The sequence below is a fragment of the Pectobacterium atrosepticum genome (genome assembly GCF_000740965.1).
Classification (GTDB): domain Bacteria; phylum Pseudomonadota; class Gammaproteobacteria; order Enterobacterales; family Enterobacteriaceae; genus Pectobacterium; species Pectobacterium atrosepticum.
The window spans coordinates 4,236,761-4,259,280 of sequence record NZ_CP009125.1 but is presented as its reverse complement, the minus strand read 5'-3'; the positions used below and the strand labels follow the sequence as shown (position 1 = coordinate 4,259,280).

Sequence of the window (22,520 nt, the reverse complement as noted above, 5' to 3'; positions counted from 1 at the left end):
AGACGCAATAGGCGAAGCGGAGGGATATGTGGAGAGGTCAGAATGAAGAACGGCGAATTTTCATTCGCCGTTTGGTGTTTGCCATGCTGATATTTACCGCGCTGGTATTTATCTCGGAATAATATTACAGACCTGCAGCTTCACGCAGCTGCGCGGCTTTGTCTGTTTTTTCCCACGGGAAATGCTCACGGCCAAAGTGACCATAAGCTGCCGTTTCCTGATAAATCGGATGCAGCAGATCCAGCATCTGGATTAAGCCGTAAGGGCGCAAATCGAAGAATTCGCGCACCAGCAGCGTCAGTTGCTCGGTGGACACTTTCTCTGTGCCGAAGGTTTCGATCATGATGGACGTTGGTTCCGCCACGCCGATAGCGTAGGACACCTGAATCTCGCAGCGATCGGCCAAGCCAGCAGCAACGATATTTTTGGCAACATAGCGTGCGGCATAGGCAGCAGAACGGTCTACTTTAGACGGATCTTTACCGGAGAATGCACCGCCGCCGTGACGTGCCGCGCCGCCGTAAGTATCAACGATGATTTTACGACCCGTCAGGCCGCAGTCACCCATTGGGCCGCCGATAACAAAGCGTCCAGTTGGGTTGATGAAATATTTGGTGCTGGCAGACAGCCACTCTGCAGGCAGAACCGGTTTGATGATCTCTTCCATCACCGCTTCATGCAGATCTTTCTGGCTAACGTCTTCTGAATGCTGGGTAGACAGCACTACAGCATCAATACCGGCAATCTTGCCATCGTCATACAGGAACGTAACCTGGCTTTTCGCATCAGGACGCAGCCACGGCAGAGAACCGCTTTTGCGGACTTCTGACTGGCGATGAACCAGACGGTGTGCATAAGTCACAGGGGCTGGCATCAGTACGTCGGTTTCGTTGGTTGCGTAACCGAACATCAGACCCTGGTCGCCTGCGCCTTGTTCCAACGGATCGCGGCGGTCAACGCCCTGATTGATGTCAGGAGACTGCTTGCCAATTGCGCTCAGTACGGCACAGGAGTTGGCATCAAAGCCCATTTCAGAATTGACATAACCGATATCACGTACGGTACGACGGGTAATTTCTTCAATGTCGACCCAGGCGCTGGTAGTAATTTCACCACCGACTAACACCATCCCGGTCTTTACATAAGTCTCACAAGCGACACGCGCTTTTGGGTCTTGCTCCAGAATGGCGTCGAGAACCGCATCAGAAATCTGGTCAGCAATTTTATCAGGGTGTCCTTCAGAGACTGACTCGGACGTAAAAAGGTGTTTAGCCATGAGTTTCTTTACCTTCAAATCAAAGCCGTTAAGCAGTGTATCAGTTAATCAGTATAGACGGATTAACATCTGGATGGCTATTCTAGGTCACCTTTTGGTCTCAGTGCCAGTAGTTTTTCGCATTAGCTCGCCATCGTCCTTTTATCATCGGCCGTTTTTTCTTTTACAAGAGATGACTGGCAGTAATTTTCATTTTGCTTTTCCAGTAGCATGTAGGTATAAACGGCGAACTGTAGCGTATAGGGTATATGCTGCGACATGTGAATGTCTTATTGATAGCTAACCGCACAGCCTGCGGCGCACGTGGAGGTGATTGGATTAATGATCCGTTGTTTACTGAGTGTATTGCCTTCGCAATACGTCCCTTTTGACGCCATCGCGTCAGCGACTCAACCCTTCTTTTCCGTTTCCAGACGTAGTCTGTCGTTAAATTCGACACAGGACTCCAGGGCTGGTTAATCTGCCTGTTATTCTTTCTGCCAGAAGCGTTTACATCTTTCTGGTCACGTTCGCCCGGTGATTTTCACAACGAGTTTTATCGACCCGTAACACGGAGCCCGACAACGTGTTTTACACTAATAAGAGTAATAAAGTGACGGCATACTTCACTACGCCGGTTTTTTCACTGTCGATGCCGCATGTTGCAGGTATGCTCATGTGGGCTGTTTATTCAGGTACTGATGTGATCAGCAGTCTAGAAAAAGAAGAGGTTCGTTATGTCTGACGACATGATTCATCACGGCTCGTCAGCGACGGGTAAACATGAAAATTTGCGCTCTATGCAGGAGGTTGCCATGAATGACCGTAATGCCAGCGAAATGCTTCGTACCTACAATATTGCCTGGTGGGGCAATAATTACTATGACGTCAATGAACTTGGCCACATTAGCGTGTGCCCGGATCCCGACGTCCCAGAAGCGCGCGTCGATCTGGCCAGACTGGTCAAAGATATGCAGAAAGAGAACCATCAGCGCCTGCCTGCGCTGTTCTGCTTTCCGCAAATTCTTCAGCATCGCCTGCGTTCTATTAACGCTGCGTTTAAACAGGCTCGCGAATCGTTTGGCTATGAAGGCGGCTACTTTCTGGTGTATCCGATCAAGGTTAACCAGCATCGTCGCGTCATTGAGTCACTGGCCAATTCCGGTGAGCCGCTGGGTCTGGAAGCCGGTTCAAAAGCTGAGCTGATGGCGGTACTGGGTCATGCCGGCATGACCCGCACTGTGATTGTGTGTAACGGCTACAAAGACCGTGAATACATCCGTCTGGCGCTGATTGGCGAAAAGCTGGGCCACAAGGTTTATTTGGTCATCGAGAAGATGTCCGAAATCCGGCTGGTGCTGGAAGAAGCTGAGCGCTTGAATGTGGTGCCGCGCCTCGGCGTCCGTGCGCGTCTGGCCTCTCAGGGATCGGGCAAGTGGCAATCCAGCGGCGGCGAAAAATCCAAGTTTGGCTTGGCGGCGATTCAGGTTCTGCAACTGGTTGAGATGCTACGTGAAGCTGGAAAGCTGGATAGCCTGCAACTGCTGCATTTCCATCTGGGATCACAGTTGGCAAATATCCGTGATATCGCGACGGGCGTGCGTGAATCCGCGCGCTTCTATGTCGAGCTGCATAAACTGGGTGTGAATATCCAGTGCTTTGACGTTGGTGGCGGTTTGGGCGTGGATTATGAAGGAACTCGTTCTCAGTCCGACTGTTCAGTCAACTATGGCCTGAACGAATACGCCAATAACGTGATTTGGGGTATCGGCGATGCCTGTAATGAACACGGGTTACCGCATCCAACGGTGATTACTGAATCCGGCCGAGCGGTCACCGCGCACCATACCGTGTTAGTTTCCAATATTATCGGGGTTGAGCGTAACGAGTTCAGCGAACCTACTGAGCCGGAAGAGGATGCCCCGCGTGCGTTGGAAAGCCTGTGGTCAACCTGGAAGGAAATCAAGCAACCAGGGAAACGCCGTTCGCTGCGTGAGTGGTTGCATGACAGCCAGATGGACTTGCACGATGTGCATACCCAGTACACGCACGGCATGTTGGATCTGACACAGCGTGCGAAGGCAGAGCAGCTTTATCTGAGCATCTGTCAGTTGATTCAGGAACAGTTGGACCCGAGCAATCGTGCGCATCGGCCAGTGATTGATGAATTACAAGAGCGGATGGCTGACAAGCTGTATGTCAACTTCTCTCTGTTCCAATCTATGCCGGATGCATGGGGTATCGATCAGCTGTTCCCAGTAATGCCGCTGGAAGGGCTGGATAAACCGCCTGAGCGTCGTGCTGTACTGCTGGACATCACCTGTGATTCTGATGGCACGATCGATCATTATGTCGATGGTGACGGAATCGCGACGACGATGCCGATGCCGCCTTACGATCCAGAAAACCCGCCGCTGCTGGGCTTCTTTATGGTCGGTGCCTATCAGGAAATTCTGGGTAACATGCATAACCTGTTTGGCGATACGTCGACCGTTGACGTGTTTGTCTTCCAGGACGGTACCGTTGAGATTGAAGAGTCTGACGAAGGGAATACGGTTGCTGACATGCTGGAATATGTGCAACTTGACCCTAAAGTACTGATGACTCGTTTCCGCGATCAGGTTAAAGAAACCGACCTGGATGCTGAACTTCAGGCGCAGTTCATGGAAGAGTTTGAAACCGGGCTGTACGGTTATACTTATTTGGAAGATGAGTAAGTGTGATTGACTAAGTGAAAAGGGATGCGAGTGTGCATCCCTTTTTTTCGTCTATCGATCAGATAAGCGAATTAATCATATTGATATCGGCTGCTGGTTTTGGAAGGGAATCAAATTCTTCAATGACGTTGTCTTTGAAGATAATTTTAGCAATAAGCAGTAAAGAGTTTTTATCCTGAACGCCATATTTATTCAGTAATCTTGATTTACTGTTCAGTACTGATTTCTTATTTAACCCGATGAGATCGGCAATCGCTTCCGCTGTGTAGCCCGCACACCAATACTGGAATACGGCATATTCAGATTTTGATAGCCTGACGGGACTGAATAAACGGCGGTCGTGGAGGTGGACGAAATCGAGTAATTTATAAAACGAATCGATGGCTGCTGACTTTGAAATAAGAATCGTTTTTTCGTCAATGCACACGGGGGGGTGATTGGGGGAATTATTGATGATAACGAACGATGACGCCATATTATAAAAGTGAGTTCTTATCGACTCATAGTATTCCTCAAAGCCCTCGCTACTGCCGTCAATGATGAAAATACATTTTTTCTTTCCTTGTTGCAGCGTAAACCTGTTGACGGGCTTTATCGAGAGTATAGGAATACTCGATAGGATTTCCCGTAATCCTACCGTGGTAAAATTGCATTTACTGAAAATTCTCACATCCATGATTTTTAACACATATGAGTTTATTGTCTGAAAGTGGCCACAAACCAATAATCGTTGCTGATGTTATCCAGTTATTAAGAAATTGCGATCCTGAAATGCATTTAAATCGCTAAAAGATGGAGCCTCTAGAGAAACCTGCGGGAGCGGCAACAGGTTTTATCATATATCTATATGATTAAACTGGAAGAAATTTTATTGGTTTAACATAGTATGCTTGATTTACTGGTTTGTTTCTATCTTTAAATACATGGGGTTATCCATCCTTACTGTTATTACGACGTGTATGTCTGCGTTAATCGTGGTTGCCTGTTTTTCCGTATACCGCCGCATTCATTCTCTCAGTTGCGTTCCTACATCTGGAAATCTGCTGAGTATCGTTTCTTAAAAAGAGAACGGAGGGTAAATATGATTGAAAATAGCTATCTATTTATATCTATTAATTCTTAAATCCTATCATAGTGATGATGGCGGTGATTGAAGGTCGCTGTTTTTTAACAGCTTACAGCGAATATGACGGGGATGATAGTGGTCGGATGACTAGCGGGCAATTGAGATTTTTTCAATTGCCCCAGTGCGCATTTTTTGCGAATAATCAGCGTGTGAGATTATTTCTCGGCAGTAATGCGTTCACGGATGTGTTTGGCGCGCCCTTCAGAGGAAGGGTGGGAATCAAACATGCTACTCTCATGGCTAGCATCCAATTTGGCGAGTTTCTCAAAGCTGCTCGCCAGACCTTCCCGGTTGATGCCGCGTTTCTTCAGCAAATCAAAGGAATAGTCATCAGCCTGACTTTCCTGGGATTGAGAGAATTGAGAATTAACCAGTTTTTCCCCCAGATCGGCTAACTGTGATTGCGATAATGACGCTGCTACGCCGCCAGCGGAGGCGATTGCGGTCCGTGCGGCAGTCGCAGCATAGGCAACCTGCATCGCTTTACGCGTGTGTCCCAGCGCAACGTGGCCCATTTCGTGGCCGAGTACGCCTTCCACTTCATTGTCGTTCATCATGTCCATCAGACCGCTATATACTCGGATGCAACCGTTAGCCATTGCCCAGGCGTTAACATCCTTCTCTAGATAGACTTTGTAGTTTGCTGGCGTGCCGTTGATATCGTGGCCCAGCGCATCCGCAATTTTATTCAGGCGCTGCGTGTATTTGCTATCGGCAGGGGCAATCTTTGCTTCTTTATCCATTTGTTCACAGGACTGGTCGCTGAGCGCTTTAACCTGAGCATCGCTGAGTGTTGCAGCTTGGAAAGCCTGTGCGCCGGATTGCATTAAGGTATTGGTGTTTAAATTCTGGCAGCCGGTCAGCAAGGTTGCTACACACAGGGCCAGTACAGAAGAACGAATTGCCATAAAAATCATCTCCCTACGATTGTGTTTGTTTTTTAATACGAAAGAAAAGCGGCTATAAACTACCCGAAAACAGCATTGAGAAATAGATCTGAAGATCTGATTTGTACTCTTTTCAATAGCCAACAGGCAATGAGTTTTGTTTTCGTGCGTTCCAAAAAAGTACGGTAGATAAAGGTGAACCCACTGGAAAACATGGCGTATGGCGCTGCAATCAACTGCACAATTGATAAAAGAACCGCCATTGACTTGTTAGCCGATAAATCCCTGTTTTTTGCTCACGGTTCCATGTGCATTCGCTACATTTTTCATGTACATTTGTAATCATATTTATTTTGTCATTCCTGTTTAACTTGTTGAATAATATGGATTATACAGGAATGGCATTCGTTCAATCCGATCTGGAGTCAAGCATGTCCTCTCGTAAAGAACTTGCCAATGCTATCCGCGCGCTGAGCATGGATGGGGTGCAGAAAGCCAAATCCGGTCACCCGGGCGCACCGATGGGCATGGCCGATATCGCCGAAGTGCTGTGGCGTGATTATCTTAACCATAATCCGGCCAACCCCAACTGGGCCAACCGCGACCGCTTCGTGCTGTCCAACGGTCATGCGTCCATGCTGATTTACAGCCTGCTGCATCTCTCCGGCTACGACCTGCCGATTGAAGAACTGAAAAACTTCCGTCAGATGCATTCCAAAACTCCGGGTCACCCTGAATACGGCTACACCGCCGGCGTTGAAACCACCACCGGCCCGCTGGGTCAGGGTGTTGCCAATGCGGTCGGTATGGCGATTGCCGAGCGCACGCTGGCGGCGCAGTTCAACCGCCCGGGCCACGACATTGTTAACCATCACACCTACACCTTCCTCGGTGACGGCTGCATGATGGAAGGGATTTCTCACGAAGTCTGCTCGCTGGCAGGCACCATGAAGCTCGGCAAACTGACCGCGTTTTATGATGACAACGGCATCTCCATCGACGGTCACGTAGAAGGCTGGTTTACCGACGATACCGCCGCCCGCTTTGAAGCCTACGGCTGGCACGTGGTGCGCGGCGTGGACGGTCACGATGCGGACGCCATCAAACGCGCTATCGGCGAAGCTCAGTTGGTGACCGATAAACCGTCGCTGCTGATGTGCAAAACCGTGATTGGCTTCGGTTCACCGAACAAGGCCGGCACGCACGACTCGCACGGTGCACCGCTGGGCGAGGCGGAAGTCGCGGCTTCCCGCGAACAGCTGGGCTGGACGCACGCGCCGTTTGATATTCCGGCGGATATTTATGCCGCCTGGGACGCCAAACCGGCCGGTCAGCGTAAGGAAGCGGCCTGGGATGAGGCATTTGCTGCCTACGCCAGCGCGTACCCTGAACTGGCTGCCGAATTCACACGCCGTACCGGCGGTGAACTGCCGACCCACTGGCAGGCAGATGCACAGAAATTTATCGAGGATTTGCAGGCCAATCCGGCGAAAATCGCCAGCCGTAAAGCGTCACAGAACGCGCTGGAAGCCTACGGCAAACTGCTGCCGGAATTCCTGGGCGGCTCTGCCGACCTGGCCCCGAGCAACCTGACCATCTGGTCCGGCTCGGTATCGCTGGATAAAGACCACGCGGGTAACTATATCCACTACGGTGTGCGCGAGTTCGGTATGACCGCCATTGCCAACGGGATTGCGCTGCACGGTGGCTTTGTGCCGTACACCGCGACTTTCCTGATGTTTGTGGAATACGCGCGTAACGCCGTGCGTATGGCGGCGCTGATGAAAATCCGCAGCATCTACGTCTACACCCACGACTCCATCGGTCTGGGCGAAGACGGCCCGACGCACCAGCCGGTTGAACAGCTGGCCAGCCTGCGCGTAACGCCGAACATGAGCAACTGGCGTCCGGCAGACCAGGTGGAAACCGCGGTGGCGTGGAAATACGCGATTGAGCGTCAGGACGGCCCGACGTCACTTATCCTGTCGCGTCAGAATCTGGCGCAGCAGACGCGTACCGCTGAACAGCTGGCGAACGTGGTGAAAGGCGGGTACGTGCTGAAAGACAGCGACGGCCAGCCGGAACTCATCCTGATTGCCACCGGTTCTGAAGTCGAACTGGCTGTCGGTGCGTATGACAAGCTGACAGCCGCTGGCCGCAAGGTGCGCGTGGTGTCCATGCCGTCAACGGATGCGTTCGACAAGCAGGACGCGGCCTATCGTGAAGCTGTGCTGCCGAAAGCGGTATCGGCGCGCGTGGCCATTGAAGCGGGTATCGCAGACTACTGGTTCAAGTACGTCGGCCTGAACGGCGCGATTGTCGGTATGACAAGCTTCGGTGAATCTGCGCCGGCTGAGCTGCTGTTCGAAGCGTTTGGCTTCACTGTCGATAACGTGGTCGAAAAAGCGCAGGCGCTGCTTAAGTAATCACGCCTCTAATCCTGATATGAGAAGCCGTCAGCTAACATTGGCGGCTTTTTTTCATCTTTAATTTGTCCCTACCGCTCGACACATTTTGTTAGATCCCCAAGTCCAGATTTTTTATTTTTATGACGCAGGTCACTCTTCTCGCGTGTGCCAGACGAGAATATTTCTTTTATGCGTTAATTCGTTTATTCTAGCTGAAGCGTTTCAGTTGTTGTGCTGACGGCGTTTTTCCAGGGGTTCTCTGGTGTCTAAGAAGGGTATATTCTATGCGTTGGGTATACCTGCCATGACATAAGGAACCACAAGGAACGCCATGACGATCCGTATTGCGATAAACGGTTTTGGCCGCATAGGCCGCAGTGTTTTACGTGCATTGTATGAATCGGGCCGCCGAGCCGAGATTACCGTGGTGGCGATTAACGAGCTAGCGAGCGCGGAAGGCATGGCGCATTTGCTCAAGTATGACTCCAGTCACGGCCGTTTTTCGTGGGATGTTCGTCAGGAGTGCGATCAGCTTTATGTCGGTGATGACGATATTCGCCTGTTGCATCAGGTAGAGATCCAGCAGTTGCCCTGGCGAGAACTCGGTGTAGATATCGTACTGGATTGCAGTGGTGTCTACGGTAGCCGAGAAGATGGGGAAGCCCATCTGGCGGCAGGTGCGAAGAAAGTGCTGTTTTCTCATCCGGGAACGACGGATTTGGATGCCACGGTGGTGTTTGGCGTCAATCACGATCGGTTGGAAAGCGGACATCGCATTGTTTCCAATGCGTCCTGCACAACCAACTGTATTATCCCGGTGATCAAGCTGCTGGATGATGCCTTCGGTATTGAGAATGGTACGGTGACGACGATTCACTCATCGATGAACGATCAACCGGTGATCGATGCTTATCATCACGATCTGCGGCGTACTCGCGCTGCCAGCCAGTCGATCATTCCGGTAGATACTAAACTGTCGGCGGGGATCACCCGTATTTTTCCACAGTTTGTTGATCGCTTTGAGGCGATCTCGGTGCGGGTGCCGACGATTAACGTCACGGCAATTGACCTGAGCGTCAGCGTCAGGAAAGCCGTAAATGTGAATGAAATTAATGCACTATTGCAAAAATCAGCGCATGAGTCGTTTCGTGGTATAGTTGATTATACTGAGTTGCCATTAGTGTCAGCTGATTTTAACCACGATCCGCACAGTGCCATTGTCGATGGCACGCAGACACGGGTCAGTGGTCAGCATCTGATTAAAACATTGGTCTGGTGCGATAACGAATGGGGCTTTGCCAACCGGATGTTGGATACAACACGTGCGATGGCGGCCTGCGGTTTCTAGTACGACGGTGGCGATCAGGGGTCGCTATCTCGCTCAAGCAACTTTAAAAGAGAATCAACAAGAGGATTCACCATGTCTGTAATTAAGATGACCGATCTGGATCTGGCTGGTAAACGTGTTCTTATTCGTGCGGATCTGAACGTACCAGTAAAAGAAGGGAAAGTGACGTCTGATGCGCGCATCCGTGCCTCTCTGCCGACCATCGAAATCGCTCTGAAACAAGGCGCTCGCGTTATGGTCACTTCCCACTTGGGACGTCCGACCGAAGGCGAGTACAACGAAGATTTTTCTCTGCTGCCTGTTGTTGACTACCTGAAAGAGAAACTCTCTTCTCCCGTACGTCTGGCGAAAGACTACCTAGATGGTGTTGATGTCGCCGAAGGCGAGCTGGTTGTACTGGAAAACGTCCGCTTTAACAAAGGCGAGAAGAAAGACGACGAAGTGCTCTCCAAGAAATACGCGGCACTGTGCGATGTGTTCGTGATGGACGCCTTCGGTACGGCGCACCGTGCACAGGCTTCAACCCACGGCGTAGGTAAATTTGCCACTATCGCTTGTGCGGGCCCGCTGCTGTTTGGTGAGCTGGAAGCGCTGGGTAAAGCACTGAGCAAACCAGCCCGTCCGATGGTCGCCATTGTGGGCGGTTCTAAAGTTTCTACCAAACTGACCGTACTGGATTCACTGTCTAAAATCGCCGATCAGCTGATCGTGGGTGGCGGTATCGCCAATACCTTTGTTGCCGCACAAGGCCACAATGTAGGTAAGTCCCTGTATGAAGCAGACCTGATTTCTGAAGCGAAAAAGCTGCTGGAAACGTGTGATATTCCTGTTCCGAGCGATGTGCGTGTAGCGTCAGAGTTCTCTGAAACTGCTGCTGCAACGCTGAAGTCTGTTACGGAAATTAAAGACGAAGAGCAGATTCTTGATCTGGGAGATGTTTCCGCTGAGCGTTTGGCTGAAATTCTGAAGAATGCCAAAACCATCCTGTGGAATGGCCCAGTTGGCGTCTTCGAATTCCCGAATTTCCGTAAAGGAACCGAGATTATCGCTCGTGCTATCGCGGATAGCGACGCATTCTCTATCGCAGGTGGCGGCGATACGCTAGCTGCGATCGATCTGTTTGGTATTGCAGACAAGATCTCCTACATTTCTACTGGTGGTGGCGCATTCCTGGAGTTCGTTGAAGGGAAAAAACTGCCAGCAGTCGTTATGCTGGAAGAACGCGCCAAGCAGTAATTTAAGGTAAGGGGTGCTTTTTCCCTTTCCTGTGGTTGTCTCGACAGGTAGTTATCACAATATCGTGTTGGGACAACCTGTCGATTTAACATCGATTTCTTTAACCCCTCCACGGCCAACGAAACGGGACACGTAACATGTCTAAAATTTTTGATTTCGTAAAACCCGGTGTCATCACTGGTGATGACGTTCAGAAAGTTTTCGCAGTAGCAAAAGAAAACAAATTCGCTTTGCCAGCAGTGAACTGTGTCGGTACCGACTCAATCAATGCTGTGCTGGAAGCTGCAGCCAAAGTGCGCGCGCCGGTAATCGTTCAGTTCTCTAACGGCGGCGCAGCATTCACCGCGGGTAAAGGTCTGAAAGCAGAAGGCCAGCAGGCGGCAATTTTGGGTGCGATTTCTGGCGCTCATCATGTGCACCAAATGGCTGAGCATTACGGCATTCCGGTAATTCTTCACACTGACCATTGTGCGAAAAAACTGCTGCCGTGGATCGATGGCCTGCTGGACGCGGGTGAAAAACACTTTGCTGCTACCGGCAAACCGCTGTTCTCTTCTCACATGATTGACCTGTCTGAAGAGTCTCTGGAAGAGAACATCGAAATTTGTTCTAAATATTTGGCGCGTATGGCCAAAATCGATATGACCCTGGAAATCGAACTGGGTTGCACTGGTGGTGAAGAAGACGGCGTGGATAACAGCCACATGGACGCTTCTGCTCTGTACACCCAGCCAGAAGATGTTGATTACGCGTACACCAAACTGAACGCGATTAGCCCACGTTTCACTATCGCCGCCTCTTTCGGTAACGTGCATGGCGTATACAAGCCAGGTAACGTGAAGCTGACCCCGACCATCCTGCGTGATTCTCAGGAATATGTTTCCAAGAAACATAACCTGCCACACAACAGCCTGGATTTCGTGTTCCACGGTGGTTCTGGTTCCAGCGCTCAGGAAATCAAAGATTCGGTCAGCTACGGCGTAGTGAAAATGAACATTGATACCGACACCCAGTGGGCAACGTGGGAAGGTATCCTGAAATACTACAAAGAAAACGAAGCCTATCTGCAAGCTCAATTGGGCAACCCGAAAGGCGACGATCAGCCGAACAAGAAATACTATGATCCACGTGTGTGGCTGCGTTCCGCCCAGACAAGCATGGTTGCTCGTCTGGAACAAGCCTTCAAAGAGCTCAATGCTGTTGATGTGCTCTGAGTAAGACGACAGACATAGTTTGATGCTAAGGCTCCTGCGGGAGCCTTAATTTTTGGGGCGATGTTGCGGTTTCAGTGGTGGACGTTATGCTTTCCCAGTGATTAAAAAACAGGAGCTTTTAAATGGAAGAACTTAATACGGGTTTGGATCAGGCAGGGAACTGGTTGGTGACTCATCAGGACTTGTTTTTGCAGTATGCCGTGAATATTGTTGCAGCATTAGTGATCCTCATCGTTGGTCTGGTGATCGCACGGATAGTCTCCGGCACCATTAATAAACTGATGATTAACCGTTCTATCGATTCAACCGTGGCAGATTTCCTGTCTGCGCTGGTTCGCTATGGCATTATCGCGTTCACACTGATTGCAGTATTGAGTCGGGTTGGTGTACAGACGGCATCGGTGATTGCCGTGCTGGGTGCTGCGGGCTTGGCTATTGGTCTGGCATTACAGGGGTCGTTAGCCAACTTTGCCGCAGGCGTTTTATTGGTGATTTTCCGGCCTTTCCGTACTGGGGAATGGGTGGATTTGGGCGGCGTGTCCGGTACGGTCACGCAGGTGCAGATCTTCTCGACAACGCTGCGCACGTCTGATGGCAAAATTATCGTGGTTCCAAATGGCAAGATCATCGCTGGCAACATCATCAACAGCTCGCGTGAGCCGGATCGCCGTACCGAAATTATTGTTGGCGTGGCGTATGATGCCGATATTGACGTAGTGAAAAAGCTATTGGGCGATATTGTTGCGGCGGATGAGCGTATCCAGCATGACAAAGGCGTCACTATTCGCCTGAATGAAATGGCGGCGTCATCGCTGAATTTTGTGGTGTGGGTATGGACGACCAACGGCAATGCGCAGGCGGTGTACTGGGATCTGTTAGAAAGCTTTAAACGCGTGCTGGATGAGCACCGTATTGGCATTCCTTATCCGCAGATGGATGTGCACCTGCACAGCATACAATCCGCAGCGAAACAGCCAGAATAAACTCGCTGACAAAAGCCTCTAGGTATGCACCATGTCCCGATATTGGCATGGTGCATCGTCAGAAATCGTCCTCTCAACTAACATTTCCTCCCCTCCATCCTCAGCACATTAGCGTACCTAATGTAGCGTTAGAATATTCAATTTCACTTATTTAATCGGCTTTCATAAACTCCTCGCGACAACAATAAATAGCGTAGGAGAGAAGTATGTGGGCGGTCTATTTACAGGGCGTTCTGTTAGGGGCAGCGATGATTCTGCCACTGGGTCCACAGAATGCATTCGTAATGAATCAGGGAATTCGCCGACAGTATCACCTGATGGTGGCGCTGCTATGTGCCGTGAGTGACATGGTGTTGATTAGCGCGGGTATTTTTGGCGGTAGCGCGTTGCTCAACCAGTCTTCGTTATTGTTAGGAGCGGTGACTTGGGGCGGCGTTGCGTTTTTGCTCTGGTTCGGCTGGGGAGCAATGAAAACGGCCTTCAGCAAGAATATTACGCTAACCAGTGCTGACGTGATGAAGCAGAGCCGCTGGCGGATTATTGCCACTATGTTGGCAGTGACCTGGCTTAACCCCCATGTTTATCTGGATACTTTCGTGGTCTTGGGGAGTTTGGGGAGCCAGTTTGCGGATGACGCCCGACGCTGGTTTGCGCTGGGGACGATGACCGCTTCCTTCACTTGGTTCTTTGCGCTGGCGTTATTGGCAGCTTGGCTGGCACCGTGGCTGAATACACCTCGGGTACAGCGAGTTATCAACTTTTTTGTCGGTGTGGTGATGTGGGGAATCGCTTTGCAGCTGGCGCGTCACGGCTGGCAATAGTGGTTAGAAATAAATAACACCGCTTTACGCTGCGTTTCAGAAATTCACCTATATTGTGTGGAGTCAGTAATACGTTATGTTGTCTGGTAAAAGATACCCTTCTTGTATCTTTCATTCTGGAACATGCTGTGCCGAAGCAGGATAAATCCGCTGAGCCACATGCGTGACGAAACATAAGTAAGGAGAGAGTGTGAAGCGAGGTATGATGAAGCTCAATGCACTGGCGCTGGCCGCCGCAGTAGGGTTTGGTGGCGTGTCGATTGCCGCACAGGCTGCGGAACTGCCGGATGGCCCGCATATCGTGACGTCGGGGACATCCAGCGTAGACGCGACACCCGATATTGCGCGTCTGGCAATTGAAGTGAGTGTGTCATCAAAGGATGCGGCGGACGCGAAAAAGCAGGTCGATGCTCGCGTTGCACAATATTTTGATTTTCTAGGTAAAAACGGCATTGAGAAAAAAGATATTAATGCTGCAAATTTACGCACGCAGCCAGAATATGATTATCTGAAAACGGGTGGTTCAGTGCTGAAAGGCTATCGTGCGGTGCGTCAGGTGGAAGTGACGCTGCGTCAGTTAGATAAACTGAACGAACTGCTGGATGGTGCGCTGAAATCAGGGCTGAATGAAATTCGCACGGTAGAACTGGGCGTTGCTAACCCGGAAACGTATCGTGATGAAGCGCGTAAGAAAGCCATCGAACAGGCGACGAGTCAGGCTGCATCGCTAGCACAGGGCTTCAACGCCAAGCTGGGACCGATCTACAGCGTTCGCTACCATGTTGCCAACTATCAGCCGATGCCAATGGCACGGATGTTTAAAACAGCAGATGCGGCAGCACAAAGCGAAGCAGCGCAAACGTATGAACAACAAACCATTCACTTTGACGATCAGGTGGATGTCGTATTTGAGTTGCAGCGCACGCAATAAGAAATGTGCTAGCGAGTTGATCGTACCAACAGGCCTGTTTAGACAGGCCTGTTGGTTTTTATAACGACATCAATATCACTTTCTCAGTACGTTATGACTGTCTCAGTACCTGATGGCCGTGTGATAGCAGGGCATCCGTCACTTTTCTCATCATCCGACTTTCCGGCGCGAAGCGATGCCAGTAGAGCATCCGGCGCTGAAACAGCCCCGGCGTCAGATCGACTAATTCGTTGTTGGCAAGCTCTCTCTCGATTTGCAGATGCGGGATCATGCAGCAGGTCGTGCCCTGTCGTGCCAGCTGTACGAAGGCTTCCGATGAATTCACAATATGGCAGGGAACACTGCCCGGCGACAAATCAAAGTTCTGCTGTAAAAAAGCCTGATGCATATCGTCCAGATGGTCGAAGGCAACCGCAGGGGCACGCAGCAGCGCAGAGCGCGTCACACCATTCGGGAAATAGCGGGCGGCGAACGCTGGCGACGCAACGAACAGATAATCCAGCGCACCCAGTTTATCCACCAGACAACTTGGTAGCGGCTGAGACTGAATACTCACCGCACCGACCACTTCACCCCGACGCAATCTTTCCTGGGTGCGCGTTTCATCCTCGACCTGCAAATTAAGACGAATGGGAGAATCCACCAACACCGACTGTAACGCTGGCAACAGCCAGGTCGCCAGACTGTCGGCGTTCACCGCCAACGACAGCAGCAGTGGAATATCGCTGTTGGTTTCATTACCCAGCCACTCTTCTTCCAGTAATTCTACCTGATGAAGCAGAGCCAAGAGCTTCTGCCCTTGTTCCGTTGGGCGGGGCGGGATGGTTCTGACCAACAGCGGTTGGCCGAACAGATTTTCCAACTGTTTAATACGCTGCGAAACGGCAGATTGGGTAATACACAATTTTTGGGCAGCGCGTTCAAAACCACGTTCGCGGATGACGGCATCCAGAGCCTGAAGCGTTCGATAGTCCGGGCGTTTCATGAAAGTCAAAATCCCCTGAATGAGTCTGTTTTTTTTCACTATGCCACATTTTGCTGGTTTGCCATGCAGAAATCTTATTTTGGCTATCGTGTGAAATCACGATTCAGCACGGTACGTGTGACATTGCACGCGTGAAATAATGCATCGGTGGTGAGGTGAATTGCACGCTTTCCCCAACGCGCATGTTCTATAATACGCACACGTTTTCGTATATCGATTCTACAGGCCAAAAGCAGATTATGACGCAAGATGAACTGAAAAAAGCAGTGGGATGGGCAGCGCTTGACTATGTTCGCCCTGACACCATCGTGGGAGTAGGAACCGGATCGACGGCAGCACACTTTATTGATGCGCTGGGTTCGATAAAACATCAAATCAAAGGCGCGGTTTCCAGTTCGGATGCTTCAACGGAAAAATTGAAAAGTCTGGGCATTCCCGTTTTTGATGCCAATGATGTTGATTCGCTGGATGTTTATGTGGATGGCGCGGATGAAATCAACGGTCATATGCAGATGATCAAAGGCGGTGGTGCTGCTCTGACCCGTGAGAAAATCATTTCGGCACTGTCGCGCCAGTTCATCTGCATTGTTGATGCGTCAAAGCAGGTTGATGTACTGGGTAAATTCCCGTTGCCAGTTGAAGTCATTCCAATGGCGCGGTCTTACGTGGCGCGTGAACTGGTGAAGCTGGGTGGTCAGCCGGAATATCGTCAAGGTGTAGTGACGGATAATGGCAACGTCATTCTGGATGTACACAACCTGAATATCATGGATGCGGTCGCGGTAGAAAACCACATTAATGGTATCGCTGGCGTCGTGACCGTTGGGCTGTTTGCCAACCGCGGTGCGGATGTGGCGTTAGTCGGTACGGCTGATGGTGTAAAAACCGTCACTAAATGAGTGTATGATCGTTCTGACGTGGTGGACGGTCATGTCAGAAATTTTTTAGCTAAAAAAATCTATTTAGTTAACGGCTCATTTTTGGTACTTAATATCACATTTTCTTATTTTGTTTATCGCCGATATGGCGATGCACATCTTTGGCAATATTTTTTGCCATAAATCAGGTGCGCTTCTCTGTGGCGCGATTTGGGCGAAGCAATCGTTTGTATTGCTGACTGCGTAATTTTTGTTATGTTGGCAGAGGCTATTTAGCACTCTGTCACATTTGAAGTCTGAAAATAAGGTCGGGAAATGGCAAAGGTATCACTGGAAAAAGACAAGATTAAGTTTCTGTTAGTGGAAGGCGTGCACCAGAGCGCGCTGGATAACCTGCGTGCAGCGGGTTACACCAACATCGAGTTCCACAAAGGGGCGCTGGATCCTGAAGCATTGAAAGCTTCTATCCGCGACGCGCATTTTGTGGGGATCCGCTCGCGTACCCATCTGACAGAAGAGATTTTTGCTGCTGCGGAAAAACTGATCGCGGTAGGGTGTTTCTGTATCGGGACTAATCAGGTTGAACTGTCGGCCGCGACCAAACGCGGTATCCCAGTGTTTAATGCCCCTTTTTCCAATACCCGCTCCGTGGCAGAAATGGTGATCGGCGAAATGCTGCTGATGCTGCGCGGTATCCCGGCAGCGAACGCGAAAGCGCACCGTGGTATCTGGCACAAACTGGCTGTGGGATCGTTTGAAGCTCGCGGCAAAAAGCTCGGAATCATCGGCTACGGCCATATCGGTATGCAGTTGGGTATTTTGGCTGAAAGCCTGGGTATGCACGTTTATTTCTATGATATTGAAAGCAAATTGCCGCTGGGCAATGCTCAGCAGGTGCGCCACCTGTCCGATTTGCTGAATATGAGCGACGTGGTGAGCCTGCATGTGCCGGAAAATGAAAGTACGCATAATATGATGGGCGCGGAAGAACTGGCACTGATGAAACCAGGTGCAATCCTGATTAACGCCGCTCGCGGTACGGTGGTTGATATTCCCGCTCTGTGTGAAGTGCTAAGCAGCAAGCATTTGTCCGGTGCAGCGATTGACGTATTCCCACAGGAGCCGGCAACGAACAGCGAGCCATTCCTGTCGCCGCTGTGCGAGTTTGATAACGTGCTGTTGACGCCGCATATCGGTGGATCCACGCAGGAAGCACAGGAAAATATCGGTGATGAAGTTGCAGGGAAACTGGCGAAATATTCAGACAACGGCTCTACGCTGTCTGCGGTGAATTTCCCAGAAGTGTCGCTGCCCGTTCATGGCGCACGCGCTAGCCGCCTGCTGCACATTCATGAAAACCGTCCTGGCATGATTACCAAAATTAACCAGATCTTTGCTGAGCAGGGCATTAACATTGCTGCGCAGTATCTGCAAACGACACCTGAAATTGGTTATGTGGTGATTGATGTAGAAACCGACGGTGCGCAAACGGCACTGCAACTGATGAAGGCGATTCCCGGCACTATTCGTGCCCGTCTGCTGTTCTGATGTCTGATTGATCAGTGAATGCACTATCAGCCCATTGACAAGTCTATTTACTGAATGAAAACGGGAGTAACGGAATAGAAGAGTAAAGCGTTTGCGCCAGGGATGGCGCAAGCCGAGCGTACAAGGATGTATTCACAGCGTCTTTACGATCTATCCGTTACTCTCGCTCTACGGGCTTTGTCAGCAACCTCATTTATTAAAGCGCGATAACGATCTTACCGCGCATATGCCCTTCCAGCACTTTATCATGAGCCTGCTTCAGCGTTTCTACCGTTAACCCTTGCAGCGTTTCGCTGGCGGTACCCTGAAGTTTTCCTGCATCAACCAGCTGTGCGACTTCGTGCAGAATGTTCCCCTGTTCCGCGATATCCGGTGTGGTGAACATGCTGCGGGTAAACATGAGTTCCCAATGCAGCGCCGCACTTTTGAGTTTTAGCGCCGTTTGGTCGAGCGGGGTTTTGTTTTCCACGATAGTGCAGATGTGGCCCATTGGCGCGATCAGTTTGCTGATGGCGTCCCAGTGTCCGTCGGTGTCGTTCAGGCAGAAAATATAATCGACCTGTTTGATCCCTTCCTTTGCCAGTTCCTCGACCAGATTACGATAATCCACGACTTTATGTGCGCCGCGCTGGCGGCACCACTCTGCCGAGTCAGGCTGTGACGCAGTGGCGATGATGTTCACCGAACTGCGTAATGCCGCCAGAGAAATCGCGAGCGAACCTACGCCACCCGCGCCGCCGATAATCAGCAACGTTTTCTCGCTATCGGCCTGCTGTATTTTCAGGTGCTCGAACAACCCTTCCCATGCGGTCAGCGCGGTGAGCGGCAGTGCAGCAGCCGCAGGCCAATCCAGAGACACAGGCTTACGCGCCACGATACGTGAATCAATCAATTGATGGGTAGTATTGCTGCCGGGTCGGGTGATATCGCCAGCGTACCAGACTTCATCACCTACCTGAAGGTGGCTAACGGCGCTGCCGGTTTTCAGCACGATACCGCTGGCATCCCAGCCGAGAATTCTGGGTTGCTGTAACCCATTTTGACGTAACCCAGCATGAACTTTGGTATCAACCGGGTTGACGGAAATAGCTTTTACACCGATCAACAGATCGTATTCACCGGGCTCGGGAATGTCCTGCGTGATGGTGATGAAATTTTCTGGCTGTTGTGGATCAACGGCTATCGCATGAGCGGTCATGGTGTGTTCCTCATTATTTTCAGAATAGGGTCTTGTGAATAGGACAAAGTGTAGAACACTGAGATAGGGCTGATAAGATGGACAATAAATAATGAAGTGTTCGGCTGAGATGAACAATGATGTTTAAACAATTGCAGGATATGGCGCTCTTTGCGCTGGTGGCCGAGTGTGGCAGCTTTACACAGGCGGCGCGAAAAGCGGGATTAGCAAAATCCAGCCTGAGCCTGCGTATTAGCCAGCTCGAACAGCAGATCGGCCTGCGACTGCTTAACAGAACGACGCGCCAGCTAAATCTGACGTTTGCTGGTGAACGTTACCTGATTCACTGTCAGGAGATGCTACAAGCCAGTGAGCGTGCCGATCTCGCCATACAGCGCTTGCGTGATAACCCCAGCGGACGACTACGTATTACCAGCCCTGCGGGGTTAGGTTCCACACTGCTGGCGCGACTCACCGCTGAGTTTCAGCAGCGCTTTCCGGCGGTATCGCTGGATGTTCTGATTTCAGATGCGGTGATCGATCTGGTGCAGGAGGGCTTTGATGTCGCTTTTCGCACCGGTAAACCTCACGATTCGTCACTCATTGGACGTTCACTCGGGCAGACTCCGCGATATTTGCTGGCATCGCCTGACTATCTTGCACGGCATTCGGCATTACTTCATCCGCAGCAGCTCCAGCAACACCGCTGTATTGCGCATCATGCCTGGACAGAATGGCTCCTTCATCGCGGTTCAGAACTCTACCGTTGGCTATTACCTGACGCACACATTACAGATAATCTGCTTTACGCCCGCGAGTGCGCTATTGCGGGGGCTGGGATTACGCTATTGCCGGACTTTCTCTGCCGAGATGAAGCTGTGTCTGGAAAGTTGGTTAGGGTTCTGCCGGATTGGCAGGCGGAAGCCAATGAGCTTTATCTGGTGTACCCCAGCCGCAAGTTAAATTCGCCCGCATTAGCGTGTTTCATCGACTTCGTTTTACAGCATCGCGCGTTAGATGATTACTCAATACTTTTGAAAAAGTAACAGTGATATATTGCGCAGAGATTTTTGTTTCATTTTTACGTTCAATCGTAAATTTTTATTGAAACGTGATTTCTATCAACTTATTTTAGGTGCGTTTTAGATTGGGAATGCCGATAACAATCTTGGTTCCTTTTGACTTTTTTATGAAAGGCATGTCCTGCGTGGCGTTTTGTCACGGTGATATTCGGGCTCTGTCACATTGATTAGTGATAGAGATAATGTAGACCAGTGATGGTGAAAATGAGAATGCAATCGATGTCTGTTCAAAAAGAGAAGTTGAGTTACATCAACAATATACGTCTCGTATCGTTATTTATTACTCTTTTTTCAATTATCCTGATTCTCTTTGCGCTTTCTATTGGCACAGCGAGCTATTTCTTAAAGCAGAGTAATGATTCACTGGATAAGGCAAATGAGCTGTCTGATATTCGCGCGGGTATCAGCAGTAGTCTCGATCAGCTGCGTGTTGCCAGGCTGCTGCTCATTCAGGCTGGTGCGGCAAACCGTATTAGCGATCACGAAGTATTTAAAGCTGCTTCAGACCAGGCCTCTGGTCGGGTCAGAGCCTCACAGAAACGCCTTGATGAATATCTCGCGCGTCCCGACAGACTGGAGAGTGAAAAAGCCTTGGACGAGGATATCCTCAAGGCTTATACCAACTATCGCGATAATGCGATTGTCTTGATGCAGAAAGCCACAAGTGATGGTGAATTTGAAGATCTGGTGTCGTTAGAAAGTACGCTGGCGCGCACGTTAGATGAAGAGTTTAGCGTTCCTGTACGTAAAAAAGTGACTGAACTGACAAAAGCCGCGCAGGATATCAATCAGCGGGCGGAACAGAACGCCCAACTGGGATACTGGATGATGGCGGGCTCGTTTGCCTTATCCGTCATTATGGCAATCATGGCGTACATCATGGTGCGCAATGTGATCCTTGCACCAATCAATAGACTGGTTGAACGTATCCAGAAAATTGCAGCAGGTGACCTGACATTGCCACCGATGGCGATGGGGCGTAATGAGATAGGCACCCTGGGTACGAATATTCAGAACATGCAGGCGGAACTGACGAATACGGTTACGATCGTGCGCGAAGGTGCGGATTCGATCTATCAAGGATCGTCAGAAATTACGGCGGGTAACGTCGATCTCTCTTCACGTACCGAGCAGCAGGCAGCCGCTCTGGAAGAAACCGCAGCGAGCATGGAACAGCTGACCGCAACGGTGAAACAGAACTCTGACAATGCTCATCATGCCAGCCAGTTGGCGAAAAATGCTTCTGAAAAAGCAGAGAGAGGCGGGCAAATTGTGCAAGGCGTGGTGGACACGATGCAGGATATTTCCACTAGTTCAAAACGCATTTCCGAGATCACTTCCGTTATTAACAGTATCGCCTTCCAGACCAATATTCTGGCGCTGAACGCCGCAGTAGAGGCGGCGCGGGCAGGCGAACAAGGGCGTGGTTTTGCCGTCGTTGCGGGTGAAGTTCGCAATCTGGCGCAGCGTAGTGCGCAGGCGGCGAAGGAAATCGAAACGCTGATTGGCGAATCTGGTAGGTTGGTGAATACCGGCTCTGGGCTGGTGGCTCAGGCTGGGACAACCATGGGCGAGATTGTCCGTGCGGTCGTCAGCGTGACTGATATCATGGGGGAAATTGCTTCCGCTTCTGACGAACAGAGTCGTGGTATTGGGCAGGTCAGTCAGGCCGTGTCTGAAATGGATAGCGCAACGCAGCAGAATGCAGCGTTAGTGCAGGAAGCATCGGCGGCTGCTGTTTCACTTGAAGAGCAGGCTGCGCGTTTGACGCAGGCTGTCGCGGTATTCAAGCTGTCCGGTATAGTCCAGCAAGTGAGGTCATCATTGCCGAAATCTGCGCCGCAACCGCGTTTAGCGCCAGCGATGGCTATTGCCGGAAGCAGCAAAGGCAACAGTAATCAAAATTGGGAAACGTTCTGATTCC

Annotated in this window: 17 protein-coding genes; 12 read left to right on the top strand and 5 right to left on the bottom strand. The window is 50.6% G+C overall.

Features of this window, described 5'->3' with window-relative positions:
- Nucleotides 1-124 precede the first annotated feature (124 nt).
- Nucleotides 125-1,276, bottom strand: a complete 1,152-nt coding sequence (metK, locus tag GZ59_RS18785) for a methionine adenosyltransferase (RefSeq protein WP_039293831.1) — start codon at nucleotides 1,274-1,276, stop codon at nucleotides 125-127.
- Nucleotides 1,277-1,992: 716 nt separating this feature from the next.
- Between metK and speA the strand changes: the two genes are divergently transcribed.
- A complete protein-coding gene (gene speA, locus GZ59_RS18780; protein ID WP_039293828.1) occupies nucleotides 1,993-3,972 on the top strand; it encodes a biosynthetic arginine decarboxylase in 1,980 nt (659 codons plus the stop codon).
- A gap of 58 nt (nucleotides 3,973-4,030) precedes the next feature.
- On the opposite strand, the gene GZ59_RS18775 is transcribed toward speA, so the two are convergent.
- Together GZ59_RS18775 and loiP are read right to left on the bottom strand one after the other, a co-directional pair.
- Nucleotides 4,031-4,576 carry a helix-turn-helix transcriptional regulator gene (locus tag GZ59_RS18775; protein ID WP_039295268.1) on the bottom strand — a complete coding sequence of 182 codons (546 nt, stop codon included), beginning with the start codon at nucleotides 4,574-4,576 and terminating at the stop codon, nucleotides 4,031-4,033.
- 677 nt (nucleotides 4,577-5,253) lie between these two features.
- Nucleotides 5,254-6,006 (bottom strand): metalloprotease LoiP, encoded by a 753-nt coding sequence (gene loiP / locus GZ59_RS18770; RefSeq protein WP_011095412.1) that lies wholly within the window; start codon nucleotides 6,004-6,006, stop codon nucleotides 5,254-5,256.
- A 410-nt stretch (nucleotides 6,007-6,416) separates the two neighbouring features.
- Between loiP and tkt the strand changes: the two genes are divergently transcribed.
- From tkt to GZ59_RS18735, 7 genes are all read left to right on the top strand, one after another.
- The gene (tkt, locus tag GZ59_RS18765; RefSeq protein ID WP_039295265.1) at nucleotides 6,417-8,411 is read left to right on the top strand and encodes a transketolase; all 1,995 of its coding nucleotides are present in this window, start codon (nucleotides 6,417-6,419) and stop codon (nucleotides 8,409-8,411) included.
- A 313-nt stretch (nucleotides 8,412-8,724) separates the two neighbouring features.
- A complete protein-coding gene (gene epd, locus GZ59_RS18760) occupies nucleotides 8,725-9,741 on the top strand; it encodes an erythrose-4-phosphate dehydrogenase (protein WP_039293823.1) in 1,017 nt (338 codons plus the stop codon).
- A gap of 72 nt (nucleotides 9,742-9,813) precedes the next feature.
- Nucleotides 9,814-10,977: a phosphoglycerate kinase gene (pgk, locus tag GZ59_RS18755; RefSeq protein ID WP_039293819.1), complete on the top strand. Its 1,164-nt coding sequence runs from the start codon at nucleotides 9,814-9,816 to the stop codon at nucleotides 10,975-10,977.
- Between the two features lie 137 nt (nucleotides 10,978-11,114).
- The gene (gene fbaA, locus GZ59_RS18750) at nucleotides 11,115-12,191 is read left to right on the top strand and encodes a class II fructose-bisphosphate aldolase (RefSeq protein WP_011095408.1); all 1,077 of its coding nucleotides are present in this window, start codon (nucleotides 11,115-11,117) and stop codon (nucleotides 12,189-12,191) included.
- A gap of 122 nt (nucleotides 12,192-12,313) precedes the next feature.
- Entirely contained in the window at nucleotides 12,314-13,174 is an 861-nt protein-coding gene (mscS, locus tag GZ59_RS18745) for a small-conductance mechanosensitive channel MscS (protein WP_011095407.1), read from the top strand.
- Between the two features lie 206 nt (nucleotides 13,175-13,380).
- A complete protein-coding gene (argO, locus tag GZ59_RS18740; protein WP_039293815.1) occupies nucleotides 13,381-13,995 on the top strand; it encodes an arginine exporter ArgO in 615 nt (204 codons plus the stop codon).
- A 205-nt stretch (nucleotides 13,996-14,200) separates the two neighbouring features.
- On the top strand, nucleotides 14,201-14,926 hold the full coding sequence (locus GZ59_RS18735; RefSeq protein WP_039295262.1) for an oxidative stress defense protein: 726 nt from the start codon (nucleotides 14,201-14,203) through the stop codon (nucleotides 14,924-14,926).
- 91 nt (nucleotides 14,927-15,017) lie between these two features.
- Here the strand turns inward: GZ59_RS18735 and GZ59_RS18730 are convergent, their stop codons facing one another.
- On the bottom strand, nucleotides 15,018-15,911 hold the full coding sequence (locus GZ59_RS18730; RefSeq protein WP_039293812.1) for a LysR family transcriptional regulator ArgP: 894 nt from the start codon (nucleotides 15,909-15,911) through the stop codon (nucleotides 15,018-15,020).
- A gap of 239 nt (nucleotides 15,912-16,150) precedes the next feature.
- On the opposite strand from GZ59_RS18730, the gene rpiA reads away from it, so the two are divergent.
- Both rpiA and serA read left to right on the top strand, forming a co-directional pair.
- Nucleotides 16,151-16,810 (top strand): ribose-5-phosphate isomerase RpiA, encoded by a 660-nt coding sequence (gene rpiA / locus GZ59_RS18725; RefSeq protein WP_011095403.1) that lies wholly within the window; start codon nucleotides 16,151-16,153, stop codon nucleotides 16,808-16,810.
- A gap of 294 nt (nucleotides 16,811-17,104) precedes the next feature.
- A complete protein-coding gene (gene serA / locus GZ59_RS18720) occupies nucleotides 17,105-18,337 on the top strand; it encodes a phosphoglycerate dehydrogenase (protein WP_011095402.1) in 1,233 nt (410 codons plus the stop codon).
- 196 nt (nucleotides 18,338-18,533) lie between these two features.
- Here serA and GZ59_RS18715 read toward each other — a convergent pair whose 3' ends face one another.
- Nucleotides 18,534-19,535: a zinc-binding alcohol dehydrogenase family protein gene (locus GZ59_RS18715; RefSeq protein WP_011095401.1), complete on the bottom strand. Its 1,002-nt coding sequence runs from the start codon at nucleotides 19,533-19,535 to the stop codon at nucleotides 18,534-18,536.
- A gap of 119 nt (nucleotides 19,536-19,654) precedes the next feature.
- Between GZ59_RS18715 and GZ59_RS18710 the strand changes: the two genes are divergently transcribed.
- Together GZ59_RS18710 and GZ59_RS18705 are read left to right on the top strand one after the other, a co-directional pair.
- Complete coding sequence (locus tag GZ59_RS18710; protein WP_039293809.1) at nucleotides 19,655-20,560, top strand: LysR family transcriptional regulator; 906 nt, start codon at nucleotides 19,655-19,657, stop codon at nucleotides 20,558-20,560.
- 255 nt (nucleotides 20,561-20,815) lie between these two features.
- On the top strand, nucleotides 20,816-22,516 hold the full coding sequence (locus GZ59_RS18705) for a methyl-accepting chemotaxis protein (protein ID WP_039293807.1): 1,701 nt from the start codon (nucleotides 20,816-20,818) through the stop codon (nucleotides 22,514-22,516).
- Nucleotides 22,517-22,520: the final 4 nt, after the last annotated feature.

Bases quoted from the DNA above. Each gene is read 5' to 3' on its own strand.
- metK (WP_039293831.1), bottom strand. From the start codon at position 1,276: ATGGCTAAACACCTTTTTACGTCCGAGTCAGTCTCTGAAGGACACCCT.
- speA (WP_039293828.1), top strand. From the start codon at position 1,993: ATGTCTGACGACATGATTCATCACGGCTCGTCAGCGACGGGTAAACAT.
- loiP (WP_011095412.1), bottom strand. From the start codon at position 6,006: ATGGCAATTCGTTCTTCTGTACTGGCCCTGTGTGTAGCAACCTTGCTG.
- tkt (WP_039295265.1), top strand. From the start codon at position 6,417: ATGTCCTCTCGTAAAGAACTTGCCAATGCTATCCGCGCGCTGAGCATG.
- epd (WP_039293823.1), top strand. From the start codon at position 8,725: ATGACGATCCGTATTGCGATAAACGGTTTTGGCCGCATAGGCCGCAGT.
- pgk (WP_039293819.1), top strand. From the start codon at position 9,814: ATGTCTGTAATTAAGATGACCGATCTGGATCTGGCTGGTAAACGTGTT.
- fbaA (WP_011095408.1), top strand. From the start codon at position 11,115: ATGTCTAAAATTTTTGATTTCGTAAAACCCGGTGTCATCACTGGTGAT.
- mscS (WP_011095407.1), top strand. From the start codon at position 12,314: ATGGAAGAACTTAATACGGGTTTGGATCAGGCAGGGAACTGGTTGGTG.
- argO (WP_039293815.1), top strand. From the start codon at position 13,381: ATGTGGGCGGTCTATTTACAGGGCGTTCTGTTAGGGGCAGCGATGATT.
- GZ59_RS18735 (WP_039295262.1), top strand. From the start codon at position 14,201: ATGAAGCTCAATGCACTGGCGCTGGCCGCCGCAGTAGGGTTTGGTGGC.
- GZ59_RS18730 (WP_039293812.1), bottom strand. From the start codon at position 15,911: ATGAAACGCCCGGACTATCGAACGCTTCAGGCTCTGGATGCCGTCATC.
- rpiA (WP_011095403.1), top strand. From the start codon at position 16,151: ATGACGCAAGATGAACTGAAAAAAGCAGTGGGATGGGCAGCGCTTGAC.
- serA (WP_011095402.1), top strand. From the start codon at position 17,105: ATGGCAAAGGTATCACTGGAAAAAGACAAGATTAAGTTTCTGTTAGTG.
- GZ59_RS18715 (WP_011095401.1), bottom strand. From the start codon at position 19,535: ATGACCGCTCATGCGATAGCCGTTGATCCACAACAGCCAGAAAATTTC.
- GZ59_RS18710 (WP_039293809.1), top strand. From the start codon at position 19,655: ATGTTTAAACAATTGCAGGATATGGCGCTCTTTGCGCTGGTGGCCGAG.
- GZ59_RS18705 (WP_039293807.1), top strand. From the start codon at position 20,816: ATGTCTGTTCAAAAAGAGAAGTTGAGTTACATCAACAATATACGTCTC.